Raw genomic sequence first — 17,891 nt, 5'->3', positions numbered from 1 at the left:
ATTTCTTTTTCCTTCGCTAAGCTTTTGTTTTCTTTTTCCCATAATAAAACAGCCTCCTATAATAATTAAATATTATCATAGAAAGCTGTTGAATTTTGTTATTTACAGAGTTTTTTTCACACACTCTGAGTGTCTACTTGACAGGGTCATAACTAAATGCAGTTCCTTTTTATAATTATTTTGATTCATATCTTCTTTGTAAAAACTTAACTATTTCTACTATAGGTATTACTGTAAATGATATTGCAAGAGATACACAATATTCTATTATTGATATACTCTCTAGTCCAAAAGCATTTGACAAGAATGGTATATAAATAACTGCAAGGGTAAGTAAAAGTGATAATATCATTGCACACCACAAAAACTTATTATGAGACTTTATAGTAAATACAGAACCTCTTCTAGATCTAAGGTTAAATGAGTGGAATATTTCCGCCATTGACATAGTTAAAAATGCCATTGTCATTCCATCTGCACTGTTTACAAACTCCCAAACTCCACTTTCCATATAGTGGCCAACTACATAGGCAACTATAGTTATTATGGCTATCATAAACCCTTGCCATATTATATCAATACTTACTCCACCAGCAAATATACTCTCTTTGGAATTTCTAGGTGATCTTTTCATTATATCACCTTCTGCTTTTTCTGTTCCAAGAGCTAAAGCTGGAAAACAATCAGTAATTAAATTAATCCACAATAGATGAACAGGTTTTAAAATTACAAAACCTACTAAAGTTGCAAAGAATATTGCTACAACCTCACTAAGGTTTGATGATAATAAGAACTGGATAGATTTTCTAATATTATCATAAATTCTTCTGCCTTCTTCTACTGCATGAACTATAGTTGCAAAATTATCATCAGCAAGAACCATATCCGATACGTTTTTAGTGACATCTGTGCCAGTTACACCCATTCCTAAACCAATATCCGCGCTTTTTATAGCTGGTGCATCATTTACCCCATCTCCTGTCATAGCAGAAATTTTCCCTTTTCTCTTCCATGTATTTACTATTCTAACCTTGTGTTCTGGCTGAACTCTAGCATAAACTGAGTATTTTTCTATATCCTTTTCAAACTCTTCATCACTAATTTCATTAAGCATTGCACCTGTTATAGCTTCACTACCATCTTTTATTATTCCTAGTTCCATGGCTATGGCAACTGCTGTATCTTTGTGGTCTCCTGTAATCATAATAGGTCTAATTCCTGCACTATTACATTCTTTTATAGCATCTACTACTTCTTCTCTTACTGGATCGATCATTCCTGTAAGACCTACAAATATAAGATTATTTTCTAATGCTTCGCTGGTAATCTCTTTTGGTACTTCTTTATAATATCTTACAGCAGAACATAAAACTCTCAGAGCTTTATCAGCCATATCTTTATTTTCTTTAATTACTTTATTTCTAATTTCTTCGCTTAAATCTTCTATTTTATTATTTATTAATATCTTATTGCAACGTTTTAATATTACATCAGGAGCTCCTTTTGTATATTGTACATAATTATCTTTGATTTTATGAATAGTAGTCATCATTTTTCTGTTTGAATCAAAAGGTAGTTCCTTAACACGAATTTCAGTTTTTACTAAATCATTTTTATTTAGACCTAATTTGTATGCATAATTTACTAAAGCACATTCTGTCGGTTCTCCTATAGCTTTTTTGCTTTCTTCATCTACTACTGCATCGCTACAAAGTGCCATGGATTTTGCTAAAAGTTTTTCATCATCTCCATAATGTTTGACAACAGTCATCTTATTTTGTGTTAAAGTTCCTGTTTTGTCTGAACAAATAATTTGAGCACAACCTAAAGTTTCTACTGCCGTTAGTTTTCTTATAATCGCACTTTTCTTAGACATATTTGTAACCCCAATAGCTAAAACTATTGTAACAACTGTAGCTAAGCCTTCTGGTATGGCTGCCACCGCCAAACTTACCGCAACCATAAATGTATCTATAAGTACTTTCCCATTTAAATCAGGATAGGATTTTCCAAGGGTAAATAAAAATATAAAAATACATATTCCTATAACTAAAAAACTAAGTGTTTTGCTAAGTTGACTTAGTTTAACTTGTAAAGGAGTTTGACTTTCTTTTGTATTAGAAAGTACATGAGCTATTTTTCCCATTTCTGTATTCATTCCTGTTGCTGTTATTATAGCTTTCCCACGGCCATAAACAACTGAGCTACCCATGTATACCATATTTTTTCTATCACCTAAAGATATATCTTTTTCACCAGATGATAATGACAATGTATCACTATGCTTTGTCACTGCTACAGATTCCCCTGTTAAGGCAGCTTCTTCCATTTTCAAACTTGCACTTTCTATAATTCTTCCATCAGCTGGTACTGCATCTCCCGCTTCTAATAAAACAATATCTCCTAAAACAACTTCTTCACTTTTAATTATTAATTGTTTATTATTTCTTATTACTTTACAGGTTGATGCAGTCATACTTTGTAAAGCCTCTATAGCTTTTTCTGATTTATTTTCTTGATACACTCCAAGTATTCCATTGATTATTACTACTGTAAATATAATAAAGACATCTGTAAAAGACTCATTAGCATAAGCCGCTATTATACCTGATATTATAGCAGCTACAATAAGAATAATCGTCATAGGATTAGTTAATTCTTTTAAAAATTTTATAATTATTGGTGTTTTCTTACCCTCCTCAAGTTTATTTAATCCATTTTCTTTTAATCTAATTGTACTCTCTTCTTCGCTTATTCCTTCAAAACCAGATCCTAATGAGTCTAATGTTTCTTTGTAGTTAGCCAAGTATTCTCTCATTTTGTTACCTCCTTCTTATTATAAAATATAAAAAATGAGACCTATGCATAGAAAAATCTATACACAAGTCTCATTCATTAAGGTAAACCAGACTGAATTCTCAGCCAAGATGTTGACTTACCTCGCATATACTGCGGAATTACTCCCTCGTGGATTAACTTACTTTAATACTATATTTTTAGTATATTATAATTTTATTTATTTTAGAATAATTTTCCATATTTTTTTTTATTATTTTACATAAAGTTAACATGTTTGTATTATGTAAAAAGGTAGAACTAAAAGCCCTACCTTCTCCCCCTATTTAATTGACCCTATTTATTATAAGGCATTTGTTGCATCATTTGCTGCATATACATATAATAATTCATCCACATCTCATCATATTCATTAGTATAAGGAGACATATTAGAATTATCTAAAGATGGATATTTATTAGTAAAGTTACCCATACACTGCATTGGTGCCATATTATACATTGGACTTACATAAGTTGAACATGAATTTTCAAAAGAGCAATCATTATCCATATCTACATAAATTATTTCATCGTAACATTTACATGTCTTTTCTACTATAGATTCACAAGTATTTTTACAAGGTTTTTTACATCCACAAGATGGCATTGAAGGCATACTAGTTCCCATGTCCATTTTATGTTGTACTGATGGATTTGATACACAATTATTTTCACAGTTTTTCAATTTATTACCACATTTATCTAGCATTTCTTCACATTTCTTAGACTTACCTTCATACTCTTTTATCTTATCCCCTGCTGTTTTATAACATTCTAATGCCTTTTCATCATATTTTAATGCTTGATTGTATAAACATTTAGCCTTATCATTATAAGTTTCTGCTTTTTCATATAAACATTTCGCTCTTTCACAATTATCCTTAGCTTCTCTTTCTATACATTCTGCTTCTTTATTTAAAGCTTTAGCTTTTTCACACAATTCTTGTGCTCTTTGCATTAATTCTTTTGCTTTACACTCATCATTTCTAGCTTGATTTTCACTTTTGTTTGCATTTTGTAATAAATTACATGCCTTTTGTGATAATAATTTAGCACTCTTTTCACATTCTTTAGCTTGGTTAAATGTTTGTGTCGCATCTACTTCATATTTGCAAGCTTTTTCAAATAATTCTTCTGCTTTTTTAGCTAGCTCCACACATTTATCTACACAAGTTATCTCATAATCCCCACAAGGACACTCTACGTAAGAAGCTATTGGTTTCTTTTCAGTATGACATGGTTTACAAGATGAAATAGGTGTACATTCTACTGCAGTTTCACATGGTTTGCAAACTTCGCATTTTTTAATAGTTTTTACAGTTTCAACTGGTTTACAAGCTTCTTTTTGAGGAGTGCAAGAACAAGATTGTTTCTTCTTTTTTTTCATAATAAGTCAAACTCCTTTTGTTGTTTTTATTCCATAAGCCCTAAAACTTATGTTACTTAATATAATTATATGAAAAGCCTGTGATGTGGTTACTTATTGTAATATAAAAAAACAATACAAATAGGCTTTACTTGTATTGTTTAAGTTTAAAAATATTTTTAATTGAAATATATATTTGTTGCTTGAATGTTTACTTTATATTCATTTTTTAAGTCTTTATTAATAGTTTTTTTAAATTCTTTTAAATCATAATCATTTTCATCATTAAAATCTCTTTGTAAAAATTCATTAAGAACAATATTTTCATAGGCTTTTATATCAAATTTAAATTTATATCTATCAAGAGGAAGATTAAGATTAACCTCTGACTTATACCCATCTATAGTGAGATTTTTACTTATTGGTAAATTGGACTCTATATTAATATTGATGTTATCTAAATTATTAGATTTTATAGTAACTTTATTAGGTAAATACTTTTCAATATCTTCTAAATTATACTTATCACTCTCTATATAAACATCATTGCTATAAATATTTACTTCTTTTATACCTAGTATTTCCCCCAGTTGAAGTGATACATAATTTTGTGAACTTATACTCAATTTATTTAAATTTTTAACTTCATTAGGCAGTGATAAAGACCCACTGTATGTTTCAAAGGAAAACTCATTTAAAAATATATCATTTTCAATAGTTAATGATCCACTTTTGCTTATAACTTTTAAATTAATATCTTTAGGTACATATATTGTTATCATGTTCGTATGATTAGAAAATGCATTTTCTAAAATCTTAGATGTAAAGTCATCTACACTTTTAATTTTACCCATAGATAAATTCTTATCTACTTCTTTAACTGACAGTATTTTATCATTATCTCTAACCTGTATATCCCTATTTTCATAAAGTCCTCTAGATTTAACTACTATCTTATTTGTATTGCTTTTAACTATTTTTGTATTAACATAATTAGTATTTATATTTAATTCCTCTACGTCAATATTTTTTTCATATATTGTCTTTTCCATATTTACTTGCTCATCAAAATCTTGTAATTTATTTATAAAATAAGGCATAGAGAAAAAACCTGACCATACAGTTCCAATTAATCCTACTACAATTAAAACTATAGCAAATATTGATAATTTTTTATTCATCATCTCTACCTCCTTCATATTCTCCTTTATTTATATTTTCCTTTGACTCATTTGCATTAATATATATTTTTCTTGTTTTAACCCAATTGTTGTATATTTTATAAGTTTTCTTCATATATTTAACAATAAATATGAATATTTGCCATGCAAGAATTTGAAATCCTATAAATGCAATGGATAAAAAAATAAAGAAAAATGCTATTTGTGGTGCAGACCAAGAAAAACTTATCATTAGTGGTATTGCCGTAAAAAAAGCAATTAAAGATAAAGACAACATACCTGCTACAGATGCCATAAAACATATAACCATAAAAGCTGGTACAATTAATACTAAAGATAGTAAAGTTAAAACCACCCTTACTCCTTTACTTGATAATGAATTTTCATTATTTAAGCTAGGTGTTAACTTTTCATCAAAAAAATCTTTACATTTAAAATAATTTTCTTTCATTTTTCTTTTATATCTAATAAGTATATCTTCTATTTTCTCTTTTTGATTACTTTTACTTTCATCTTCTTTAATTTGTTTAATTAATTCTCTAGATATTAATTTTGGAGAACCAAGAGCTGCAATAGTCTCCAAATCACTTTTTCCTTCTATTTCTCCATTTACAAAATACTCTTCATAGTCTCTTATTATGTCACTAATTTCATCTTCTGAAAAATCTTTTTTTAAGTAATCCTTTAAAATATCTAAAAATTCTTTTCTATTCACAGCCTATACCTCCTTCATCATTTAAAATTAAACTTACTGCACTTACAAAATCATTCCATTCATTAATCATTTTGCTTAAATAACTTTTCCCCGTAGTTGTTATCTTGTAATACTTCCTAGCTGGACCCTCACTGGATTCTAGTATATATGCCTCAAAAAATTCATCCTTTGTTAATCTTCTTAATATAGGATATATAGTACCTTCATTAACATTAATAACTTTTGATATATTTTGCACAATTTCATACCCATACATATCCTTTTTACTTATTAGGGCTAGGACACATATTTCCAGTACACCTTTTCTAAACTGGGTATTCATATGTCTTCTCCTTTCAATTTCACGAATAAATTATTAGCTACAACATAACTACTGTGTATCAACCAATACTATGTCAAGCTTATTATGTATTAATATTAACACAGTACTGTGTAAAACACAATAGAGCTTTTATTAAGATTTTATTACAAAAAAAATCACAAGATATTTCACTTGTAATTTAATCTTTCTAATTTAAAGTACATATCCTAAATAAAAATTATATGAAATGAAAAAAATGAAGATCATTATTAAAAACCTTTCAATTGCTACTAAAAATATTTCAAAAATATTCAAGTTAATTATTGATGTTTTAATAAAAGGTATTAAAAAGCTAATATTAATACATTGAATACTTATAAATAATCCTATCATTATTCTACTTAAAGAATAGGTATTATTATTTATAATTTCAATAGCCAAAATGTTATTAAAAAAGTTTAAATTAACTATTTTAGATATTAGTATACTGTTTGGAACATTAAGTTTTGTAATGATAATACAAATAAAGTTGTTTATTATATCCATTACAAAGGTTATATTATACACAATATTTCCTACAAAAAAGATAGTTATAATTATAGGAATCAAATCCATCAAAATATATATTACATCATTTAAATATGACAAAGATAAATTAATAAATTTTTTACTGGTTTTATTTTCATAATACTTTTTAACTGCTGTATTTAGCTTATGCTTTTTACAATTAACATTTTTATGACCAGATTTAAAATAATAACTTTGTTTTTTTCTTTTTAAAGGATATACTCTGCTTATGATAACATTACATATAATTAAAACTAACATTTCAACTATTAAGAATTTACCCATATTTATATCTGTTTTGTTACATAAATCACTAGTTAAACTTAATGATAAAACCGAAAAATTTAAAATTGTAATGGCACATTCTCTTTCTCTAAGTTTGCCAGCCTTATAAAGACTATATGTGACAAAGGCCCCACATACATTATCTACTAAAAAATACACTAAAAAATTCAAAAATACTTTTCCACTGACTCTAAATAGTTTTTTCATAACTTTATGAGTAAAAGCTTCTGTAATTTCAATTAACCCATAATCTAGTAAAAATGGCATAAACAAAGATGCTATAGGAAGAACAATGCTTAAATTTAATATTAAATCTTTTAAAATAAATATAAAGCCATCATCTATGAAAAAAATTTCTTCTTTTCCAACTGATATAAAAACAAGTATTATTAAACTAAATATTTTTGTAAATACTAAAAATTTATTTATACTTGATTTGTCCACATTTATTATATTTTTTAAAACAGATAATGAAATAAAAAACATAATACTTAAATTTATAAGTACAGATACTTTATTTTCTAAGAAATAAGATATATGATATAATAATGTTTCAGTTTGATTATTGATTTTTATAGGTATGAAAAAGATGATTATGCCTATTAGTGAAAATATATATATTTTCATTTTTTTTAATAAGTCTTCACCATTACCTGAGTTATTTTTATTACAAGTACTATCTTTAATACTTTCCATAATTTCACCTCTTTTTCTATGTTTTACATAAGAGGTTAACTTTCCTTTATAATTTTTAAATTTATTACCAAAATCATTGTCATTGATTATAATTAAATACAAAGGTATAATACTATAAAAGAAACTTTCTTTTCGAGGTGATATTTTGAATGAAATAGAGAATAAAAAAACTATACTAATATTAACAGCTCAATTTGGTGCTGGTCATATTAGTGCAGCAAAGGCTATAAAAGAATATATTCAAGAAAAAGATGATAATATAAATATTTTAATTGAAAATTTTATTAGTGCAAGTGTTCCTCGTATAAATAAACCTATGGTAAAAATGTACGAAAGTAATACTAAGTATGTTCCTGGACTATACAATTATTACTATTATATAAAAAAATCTTTTGATTCTAAATATGATATATCTTACAAAATATATATGCCAAGACTTGCTGAATACATAAAAAGCATTAATCCTGATTTAATTATTTCAACATTTCCATGTGCTGCAGCATGTGTAAATGATTTTAACACAAAACATCCACACAAGAAAATACCATCTATAACTGTAATAACTGACGTAGTAGATAGCTTGGAATGGATATTTAAAACAACAGATATGTATTTTGTACCATCTTATGAAATAAAAAATAGATATGTACAAAAAGGATTAGATCCTAGTATTTTTAGAGTAACAGGTGTTCCTGTAAGTAAGAATTTTATCTGCGACCAAAAAATACGTAGCAATAAACTTAGACTACTTCTTATAGGTGGTGGCAGAGGTTTATTTGATTTTGATGAAAGTTTTATGCACTGGCTTGATGAGTACTTAAATGAATATAATGATGTACTTGATGTAACTATAGTCACTGGTAGCAATAAAAAACTTTATGATACTCTAACTATAAAAAAACCTCTTCAAAATATTGATGTTAAAGGATTTGTTACTAACATGTCCGATTTGTTAAAAAGTCACGATTTAATGTTAACTAAGTCTGGTGGTGCAACATTATTTGAAGCAATTAGCTCAAATACTCCAATAATAGTTAAAAATCCAAAAGTTGGTCAAGAAATAGAAAATGCTAAGTTCATTAGAGATAAAGGAATCGGTATTTTATATGATAATGATGAAGATTTAAAAGATTTAATAAAAGATTTGCTAAATAATAAATTGAATTCAAGGGTTGAGTTTATGGATGAAAATATTACTTATTTCAAAAAAAGTATACATCCTGATAAAATAGGAGATTATGTTTTTGAACTTCTTAAATAACAAAAAAATCATGTTTGCATATTCAAACATGATTTTTTAATGTTATTATAAATAACTATTTAAATGAGTTAAAATTAATTACCTTTCCTTTTGTATTATCTTCATTATTTATTCCCTTATTTTTTTTATCAATATTCAATTTTTTAGATTCACCAATAACTTTGATAATTTTATAAATAATAAATCCCGTAAATATAGATCCTGCACAATTTGTTATAAAGTTTAAATATGAATTGCTTCCTCCTCTATAAATTAAAATATTGATAATTCTTAAAAGAGATACTAATATTAAATTTGTTTCTATCATTGAACATATTTTATTAATTTCACCTAACATTGACTTTTTCTTTAATAACCTAATCATTGCCAAACTATTTTTATTTAAAGATTTTAATATATCTTTAAGCACTATTATACTAATATCTTTATTAAATACCTTTAACCCTGGAATTATTAAAGCTAGAGATAAAAAGATACATGTATTATAAAAATATACATCATCTGAATCTGGATTTTTACCGGATAAAAAATAAGCAATTGTTATAAAAAATATAGTTAAACCAGTAAAATTCACTCTAACTTCCTTAATTCTAGTGTAAACTGAATAACTTATTGCAATAGCACACGAAACTCGAAAGGCAATCTCTATATTACTTACAAAAGTCGTATTAAAAAGTAATACAGGAACTACAACATATACTAATATATCTTTTAACAACCTAGACTTCATACAACCCCTCCCCCATTCCTTCATTAAGACATTATTTTGTATTTATATTAAATTATATTAATATTACTTTCTATACATTAATAATTAAATCCTTTTTATTACACCATAAAATTTTCATTTTATACTAAATATTCTAAATTGTCTTAAAATTAAAATAATTACAAATAAAAAAAGCAAAGAATTAATCTTTGCTTTTTCATTTATATATCATTACTTATACCATAGAGTGGATTTATTCTCTTATCATTAATTCTAACCTCAAAGTGAACATGATTTCCTGTTGAATTTCCTGTTGATCCTACTTTAGCAATAACTTGTCCTTTTTTAACTATTTGATCTACTTTTACTACTATACTATCATTGTGGGCATATAATGTTTTTTTATTATCAAAATGTTGAATTTCCACTACATTTCCATACCCTTTTTTATAACCTGCAAAATTTACAATTCCATCATCACTTGCAAGTACAGATGTATCTTTTGGTGCAGGAATATCAATACCATTGTGAAAGTTTATTTTTTTTGTAATTGGGTGTATTCTATATCCATACCCAGAGCTAACATATCTATAGTTTTCTAAGGGCCATTCTCCTTTTATGTAAGTAGCATTACTATTTTCCAGGATTTCCTCTTTTTCCTTTTTAATTTCTTTTAGTAATAAACTTTCACTTTTTTCACAATTTATTAACTGTTTCTCAAAGAACATTTTTAAAAATTTAATTTGACTATATTTCAAAATATCTATATTAATTTTTCTTTCCAGCAAACGACCTTCCATATCATTACTTAAAATTCTATCTTGATTTTCATTTTTTAATATGCAGTCTAAATCCTCTATTTTATTGTTTAGATCTTTTTCTTGTTTTGTTATTGATATTAACATATCTATGTTATTGCTTTGGCTATAGGAAATATTGCTTTGAAAGCTATATATTAAGCTTATAAATAAAAGAGTATTGGCAATTAATACCTTTAAATATTTATTCATTTTATTCCTCCTTTTCCTATAGATATTATTATTAACCAAGTTTAATTTTTTTATAATTCTATCTATAATTTTCGTTTAAATTTAATAAAATATATTAAGGGCAAAGGGGGAATTTTTATGGATATAAATTTTAAAGATTATTTATTTCTAAATATTTTTGTATTTTCATTTTTGTATTGCTTACTTTACATACTTAGAGACTATTATTTTGCAACACAAAATTTCCAAATGAAAAAATATATAAATAAAATATTGCCTTTTTTCACAAAGTACAATGGATTCTTTCTTGTACTCACATTTATATTTTTAATTATCAATTTTTATAATTCATATATTACAAAATTATTATTCTATATAATTGTGATGACTATTATTTCAAGTCTCATATTTATTTATATACCAATAAAAAAACTTACATCTACAAAATATTTAAGATTTTTATCTTATATTTTATTTATAGGTGTATTATTAATACCTCTTATGTAATTTTCTACAAATAAAAATACTGTGGACTTTTAATCCACAGTATTTTTATAGTAGGAAGCTTACATTAAAATATATTTTTTGCATAATCTACATATAAAGATTGAAGTACTTTCATATCATAACTAAGCTCTTTTTGAAGATTTGACACAGTCTCATAATCTTTATTTTCTATCGCTTCTATAATATTTGTAAATAAACATTTACTTGTTAAGGTATCTTTCATTACTTTTGTTTTTAATTCTATAATTGCATTCCAATTTACTTCGTCTAAAACATCCATGTTTTCTTTTGTATGTAATTTTACATAACTTCTTAGTCTATCCATATGGTCATGAATTATTCTAAATCTTAATTCTTTTTTCCATTTATCAATGGCACCAGTTCTAAAAGAATTAATTATACTGTCACTGAAAACATTTCCGTTTTTTAATGATTTAAGTTTTTCTTCGTATTTTTTGAAGTTTTGCATATTTTCATATACTGTTGCAGGTGGTTCACCAAATCTTATTCTTCTTTCTTCATCATTATAATGTTCAAACACATCATTTTCATCTCTATACACTCTATTTTTATCTAGATAAAAACTTTCTTCTCCTAAATCTTTAGATATTTCTTTTTCTAATTCTTTAGTTGTTAGCTTGCTCTTTGCCGTAGCTATAATTCCATCTAATATAGTTTGATAACAACCTGCTATAACTAAATAAGTATTTGAAAGAGGATTGGGTGATCTAAGTTCAAATCTTAAAGTTTTAGGATTTTTCGCATCTCTAACAAGTCCAACAAGTACGGATCTATTTCTTGATGGCATTTCATAAGTATGGCCAAGAGATGTTACTATACAAACAGGTGCTTCAAAACCGGGCACTAACCTTTCAAATCCATCATTTGTGCAAGTTACTATTGGATTTAAAACTTCATAGTTATGAAGCAATCCCATTAAAGCTCCATATCCTATTTCATTCAAATAGTCTTGTTTCATATCTTTTGGAGCAAATAAGTTTTGAACTTTTCCATTTTTTAATTTTACACTTGCACCTATATGAGCATGACCTCCACTTCCTGCTACACCGTATATAGGTTTAGCCTTAAAAGTTACTTCTAGTCCATTCATTGTAAATATATCTTCTATCACTTCTCTTACTATTAATTGATTGTCTGCTGCTCTAAGTGGTGAATCAAACTTCCAAGACACTTCTAATTGTTCCATGGCATGATTTGTTTTACCTTCTATACTTATAGAACTTTGTATTCCTCCAACTTCTTTATGAGCCATTTCTGGACTTATTCCCAAGTTTTGTAATTTAATTAATGATTTTTCTAGACACGTTCTTATTATTCCATGAGTTCTTTTCCAATATTGTTCTTTTAAACTTTGAGATACCGCTAATTTTTCTAAATCTGCTTTATCTTCTGGAGTATTAACCCAAAATTCCAATTCCGTAGCTGCCGTTAAAAGTATATCTTCTATATCATCTACGCTATCTATTCCTATGTTTTTTATTAAATGAGGATACTCTTTAAATAAATCAAGCAAAGATTTTTTAAAATGCCTTTCTGCTTTTTGTAGTATTCCCCTCGAACAAACTTTTTTATTATCATGAATTAGAAATGCTGGAATTTTCAGTGTTCCTATTGGCAAATTAGTATTTTCATCTATATTTTCTAAATTATAATCAACATACCACTTTGAATTAATATCGGGCATTAGATCTACCTTTGCATTATTTAGAGTTGCTATATCATACAATTCAACAGAAGATCCATCTGTTTGTATTGCTGACTTTAAAAATCCTTCAACGTCTTCTAAGAAAAACTCTATGGGAATTTTTTCGTCTGTTGCATTTCCTCCTAAATCTACTCCAACTAAGGATACAAATCTTATATTTTTATGTCTTGACATTAACTCTTTAAATTCTTCGTCATTATAATTATTTTTATTAACATAGTACAGCATGTCATTAAAGTTTTTCATTTTTTATTCCCTCCAAATTTAGGTCAAATATACTCCGTATTATTTCCTCTTTATCCCTAAAATAATTCGTGATTTCATTTATTTTATTATAAACAATTTAATAATTCTTCGCAATATATTTTTTATTCATATTCATCATATAATTAATAATAATATAAATAATATAAAAAGTTTAACTTTTTATTAATAATAGGTTATACTTAAAAATAGATATTATAGTTTATTTTAATTTTATGTTCACTAATTATAGTATTACACAATTATTATTTAGGAGAAAGATTTTATGGAATATATAGTTTTTGATTTAGAGTTTAATCAAGGATTTGATAGAAAGCTAAATAAGACAGTTTCTAATGAAAAATGCCCCTTTGAAATTATTCAAATAGGCGCTGTCAAGTTGGACTCTAACTTAGAAATAATTGATACTTTTAACACTTTTGTTAAACCTCACATATATAGAGAAATTCACCCCTTCATAAAGAAAATGACTAACATAACTAATGAAGATGTAAAAAATGCACCTTGTTTTTCTGAAGCTTTTAGTATGTTTAAGTCTTTTATAAGTAATGAAAACAATATACTTTGTGTTTGGGGCAATGGAGATTTAAAAGAATTATACAGAAATATCAATTATTATAATTTATCTGTAGATAATTTATCTTGCAATTACATCAATATCCAACATCATGCTTCTGTTTACTTTAAAAATCCAAGTGGAAAAAGCATTGGGCTTCAAAATGCTATTACTCTTTTAGAATTAAATGAAGATAAATCTTATCATAACGCTTTAAATGATGCGTATTATACTTCTTTAGTATTTCAAAATATTTTTAACGATGAAATAGAGACTAAAAAATATAATTTCGATAATGATGATAAAAAGAAACCTGTTACAAAACGAAAAGTAAATTATGATAGTATTTTCGGTGAATTCAAAAAGATTCTAAATAGAGATTTAAACAAAGAAGAAAAAAAGATTATTCATCTAGCTTATAAAATGGGTAGAAGAAGTAAATCTTGTAAAGAAAAAAATAATCTAAAAGATTAAAAAATCCTTCCTTTTAATATTTGGAAGGATTTTTATATTATTTAATCATAAGTTCCACTGGACAGTGGTCTGATCCTAATACATCTATATGTATTTTAGCACTTACTAATCTTTCTTTTAATTTTTCAGATGTGCAAAAATAATCGATTCTCCATCCTGCATTCTTTTCTCTAGCCTTAAATCTATAAGACCACCACGAATATATATTAGCTTCCTCTGGATAAAAATACCTAAATGTATCAATAAAACCTTCGTTAAGTAGCTCTGTAAATTTATTTCTTTCTTCATCTGTAAATCCAGCATTTTTTCTATTAGTTTTTGGATTTTTTAAGTCAATTTCTTTATGTGCCACATTTAAATCACCACATACTATAACAGGCTTTCTCTCATCAAGTTTTTTCAGGTATAATCTAAAATCATCTTCCCATTTCATTCTATAATCTAGTCTTTTCAATTCACTTTGAGAATTTGGCGTATATACCGTTACCATATAGAAATCTTCAAATTCTAGGGTTATCACTCTTCCCTCTTGATCATGTTCTTCAATATTTATTCCATAAGTTACACTTAATGGTTCCTTTTTTGTAAAAATAGCTGTTCCTGAGTATCCTTTTTTCTTTGCATAATTCCAATATTGGAAATATCCTTCAAGCTGTAAATCTATTTGATTTTCTTGTAACTTTGTTTCTTGCAAACAAAATATGTCTGCATCAACTTCATTAAAGAAGTCCATGAAATTTTTACTCACACAAGCTCTTATTCCATTTACATTCCACGATATAAGTTTCATATTTTCTCCTTTTTATTCGTCAAATTTTAATCTATTTGCTATATCCTCTGATTTAACTGATGATATATACATACCAGTACTTAATTCAAATCCTCCAAAATTAAATTTTCTTGGTACAATATGAATATGTGCATTATACTTATCTTTATAATTTTTTTCTATATTTACAGGATGAGTATGAATATATAAATTAAATGGGCAATTTCCATACTCTTTATATATTCTTTCAAATAATTTTTTTAATATAATAGATAATTCTTTTATATTTTCATCATTTAAGTCATAGAAATATGTGTTATCTTTAAATAAAACAACTGTATCCCCTGTAAATTTACAAACCTCAGGTACAAACACTAAAAAATTTTCACTATCATGTATAACTCTCTTTTGATTTTTAATTTCTTGTACAATAATATGGTTATACATATTTATACCCATCTTTTCATAGAATTCCTCACAGACTTTATATTCATCTTCTAAATCCGGAGGAATAAATGGTAGAGATAAAATTTGAGAATGAGAGTGCATCAATGAAGCTCCAGCCTCTCTCAAATAATTTTTAAATAAACATATATATTTAATATTTTCCTTTTTTTTAAGTGACCTAAACCTAACTTTATACATTATTAATAAATTATAAAATTCTTCTTCCATCATATTATAAAAATTCCCGTTATGTTTATATGTATCTATTATTACCTCATGTTCTCCTTTTATTTCATTTAAAGGATTTTCATCTATAATCGGATATTTATTCTTAATTGATTTAATTATCCATTCATTGTTTTTGTTTATGACATAAGTTTCATCAGATATATTATCTTCATTCCCTCTACAAAATGGACATGTTTCGCTATACTCATTATTTTCAATGGATTTATTAGCTTTACTATTCATTTTATCCAATGGCCTATTGATTCTTTCTCTTGCAATAATAACTTTACTATTATTTAATGTATCCATTCCAAGTTCTTTCATTATAAACTCCTCTATCATATAGCCTTATTTATAAACTATTATTTTTAAAAAGCACTTAACATAAATTATATTTTAACAAAGTTTCTTTGTAAATATTTTATATCCTTACTTTAATTATTGTACTATTGAAATTCCACTATATGCAATTAAAAAGATTGTATAAAAAATAATTAAGATATCTATTAGATTTTTTGGAAATATATTTTTTTATAATAATGCAGTTTATTGGCTATTATGCTAATATTAAGGTAGATTGAGATTAAATAATCAATTCATATGTTTATAAGGGGGATTATTCAAATGAAATTTTCAAAAAGACTTAGTTCAATGCAACAATCACCAATAAGAAAGTTAGCACCATTCGCTTCAGCTGCTAAGGCTGAGGGAGTTAAGGTATACCACCTAAATATAGGCCAACCAGATATAATAACTCCGGAAGGATTTTTTAACACAGTTAAAAATTTCGACAAAAAAGTTTTAGAATATGCAGGTTCTCAAGGAATGCCTGAATTAATCGAAGCTATAAGAAAGTACTATACTACATACGACATGCACTTTGCAAGTGAAGATATTATCGTTACTAATGGTGGTAGTGAAGGTTTATTATTTGCTTTTATGGCTGCATGTGACCCAGGGGATAATATATTAGTTCCTGAACCATTCTATACAAACTACAATGGCTTTGCTCAATGCTTAAATGTAGAAGTGAAATCTGTTACTACAGTTGCAGAAAACGGTTTCCACTTACCTTCTAAAGAAGAAATAATAGCTAAAATAGATGATAAGACTTCTGCTATATTAGTTGTTAACCCAGGAAATCCAACTGGATGCGTTTATACTAAAGAGGAAGTTCAAATGATAGCTGAAATAGCTAAAGAAAAAGATCTATGGATAATAGCTGATGAAGTATATAGAGAGTTTGTATATGAAGGACTTGAGTATACAAGTTTTGGAAATGTTAAAGAAGTTGAAGATAGAGTTGTTATTATAGACAGTGTTTCTAAAAGATACAGTGCTTGTGGTGCTAGAATAGGTTCTATAGCTTGTAAAAACAAAGAATTCATGGCTGAAGTAATGAAAGTTTGCCAAGGAAGACTTTGTGTTGCTACAATAGAACAATTAGGTGCTGCAGCTTTATATAATACTCCAAAATCTTATTTCAAAGAAGTTAATGATGAGTATAGAAACAGAAGAGATACTTTATATAATGAATTAATGAAAGCAGAAGGAGTTATATGCGAAAAACCTATGGGTGCATTTTATATAGTTGCTAAATTACCAGTTGAAAGTGCTGAAGATTTTGTTACTTGGACATTAAAAGAATTTAGAAGAGATAACGAAACTGTTATGTGTACTCCTGCTGAAGGTTTCTACTCTACTCCAGGCCTTGGAAAGAATGAAGTTAGACTTGCTTATGTATTAAAAGAAGAAGATTTAAAAAGATCTGGTCAATTGCTAAGAGAAGCTCTAGAAGAATATTGTCAATTAGAAAAAGAAAAATCTGCTTTAGCTAAAGCTTAATATACAATTTCTAAACGCAATTAAAAACCATCTTACTTTTGTAGGGTTTGTCAATAAAAGTGTGTAAGTAGTTTTTATTTTATAAGTCAGGTAGATAAAATTAATCTACCTGATTTTTTAATACTGATATTTTTTAACTCTTTCTTTTAAATTCTCATCCATATCTAA

General features: G+C 26.4%; 14 protein-coding genes. 3 read left to right on the top strand and 11 right to left on the bottom strand.

The genetic code is table 11. The features are described 5' to 3' along the window. Nucleotides 1–175: 175 nt before the first annotated feature. The 6 genes from K0040_RS17990 to K0040_RS17965 form a co-directional block, all read right to left on the bottom strand. Nucleotides 176–2,818, bottom strand: a complete 2,643-nt coding sequence (locus K0040_RS17990) for a calcium-translocating P-type ATPase, PMCA-type (protein WP_228110107.1) — start codon at nt 2,816–2,818, stop codon at nt 176–178. Nucleotides 2,819–3,132: 314 nt separating this feature from the next. Then, the gene (locus K0040_RS17985; RefSeq protein WP_228110106.1) at nt 3,133–4,224 is read right to left on the bottom strand and encodes a hypothetical protein; all 1,092 of its coding nucleotides are present in this window, start codon (nt 4,222–4,224) and stop codon (nt 3,133–3,135) included. Nucleotides 4,225–4,382: 158 nt separating this feature from the next. After that, a complete protein-coding gene (locus K0040_RS17980; RefSeq protein WP_228110105.1) occupies nt 4,383–5,384 on the bottom strand; it encodes a DUF4097 family beta strand repeat-containing protein in 1,002 nt (333 codons plus the stop codon). Continuing rightward, complete coding sequence (locus tag K0040_RS17975) at nt 5,377–6,099, bottom strand: DUF1700 domain-containing protein (protein ID WP_228110104.1); 723 nt, start codon at nt 6,097–6,099, stop codon at nt 5,377–5,379. The genes K0040_RS17980 and K0040_RS17975 overlap by 8 nt, the downstream gene beginning before the upstream one ends. Next, nucleotides 6,092–6,421, bottom strand: coding sequence for a PadR family transcriptional regulator (locus K0040_RS17970; RefSeq protein WP_228110103.1), 330 nt, complete (start codon nt 6,419–6,421; stop codon nt 6,092–6,094). The genes K0040_RS17975 and K0040_RS17970 overlap by 8 nt, the downstream gene beginning before the upstream one ends. Nucleotides 6,422–6,613: 192 nt before the next feature. After that, nucleotides 6,614–7,948 (bottom strand): hypothetical protein, encoded by a 1,335-nt coding sequence (locus tag K0040_RS17965; protein ID WP_228110102.1) that lies wholly within the window; start codon nt 7,946–7,948, stop codon nt 6,614–6,616. A gap of 145 nt (nt 7,949–8,093) precedes the next feature. On the opposite strand from K0040_RS17965, the gene K0040_RS17960 reads away from it, so the two are divergent. Then, nucleotides 8,094–9,209, top strand: coding sequence for an MGDG synthase family glycosyltransferase (locus K0040_RS17960; protein ID WP_228110101.1), 1,116 nt, complete (start codon nt 8,094–8,096; stop codon nt 9,207–9,209). A gap of 55 nt (nt 9,210–9,264) precedes the next feature. Here K0040_RS17960 and K0040_RS17955 read toward each other — a convergent pair whose 3' ends face one another. The 3 genes from K0040_RS17955 to K0040_RS17945 form a co-directional block, all read right to left on the bottom strand. Further along, the gene (locus K0040_RS17955) at nt 9,265–9,939 is read right to left on the bottom strand and encodes a hypothetical protein (RefSeq protein ID WP_228110100.1); all 675 of its coding nucleotides are present in this window, start codon (nt 9,937–9,939) and stop codon (nt 9,265–9,267) included. Between the two features lie 200 nt (nt 9,940–10,139). Continuing rightward, nucleotides 10,140–10,928, bottom strand: coding sequence for a M23 family metallopeptidase (locus K0040_RS17950; protein ID WP_228110099.1), 789 nt, complete (start codon nt 10,926–10,928; stop codon nt 10,140–10,142). A gap of 550 nt (nt 10,929–11,478) precedes the next feature. After that, entirely contained in the window at nt 11,479–13,386 is a 1,908-nt protein-coding gene (locus K0040_RS17945) for a type I glutamate--ammonia ligase (RefSeq protein ID WP_228110098.1), read from the bottom strand. A gap of 283 nt (nt 13,387–13,669) precedes the next feature. Between K0040_RS17945 and K0040_RS17940 the strand changes: the two genes are divergently transcribed. Further along, entirely contained in the window at nt 13,670–14,434 is a 765-nt protein-coding gene (locus tag K0040_RS17940; protein ID WP_228110097.1) for a 3'-5' exonuclease, read from the top strand. Nucleotides 14,435–14,471: 37 nt separating this feature from the next. Here the strand turns inward: K0040_RS17940 and K0040_RS17935 are convergent, their stop codons facing one another. Together K0040_RS17935 and K0040_RS17930 are read right to left on the bottom strand one after the other, a co-directional pair. Then, complete coding sequence (locus tag K0040_RS17935; protein ID WP_228110096.1) at nt 14,472–15,224, bottom strand: exodeoxyribonuclease III; 753 nt, start codon at nt 15,222–15,224, stop codon at nt 14,472–14,474. Between the two features lie 12 nt (nt 15,225–15,236). Further along, on the bottom strand, nt 15,237–16,202 hold the full coding sequence (locus K0040_RS17930) for a galactose-1-phosphate uridylyltransferase (RefSeq protein WP_228110095.1): 966 nt from the start codon (nt 16,200–16,202) through the stop codon (nt 15,237–15,239). Between the two features lie 300 nt (nt 16,203–16,502). Here K0040_RS17930 and K0040_RS17925 point away from each other — a divergent pair, with 300 nt between their 5' ends. Further along, complete coding sequence (locus K0040_RS17925) at nt 16,503–17,723, top strand: pyridoxal phosphate-dependent aminotransferase (protein ID WP_228110094.1); 1,221 nt, start codon at nt 16,503–16,505, stop codon at nt 17,721–17,723. Nucleotides 17,724–17,891: the final 168 nt, after the last annotated feature.

It is taken from the genome of Terrisporobacter petrolearius (assembly GCF_020748185.1).
GTDB lineage: Bacteria > Bacillota > Clostridia > Peptostreptococcales > Peptostreptococcaceae > Terrisporobacter > Terrisporobacter petrolearius.
Note: the sequence above shows the minus strand (reverse complement) of the source record. Positions and strands in the feature narration are given on the sequence as shown.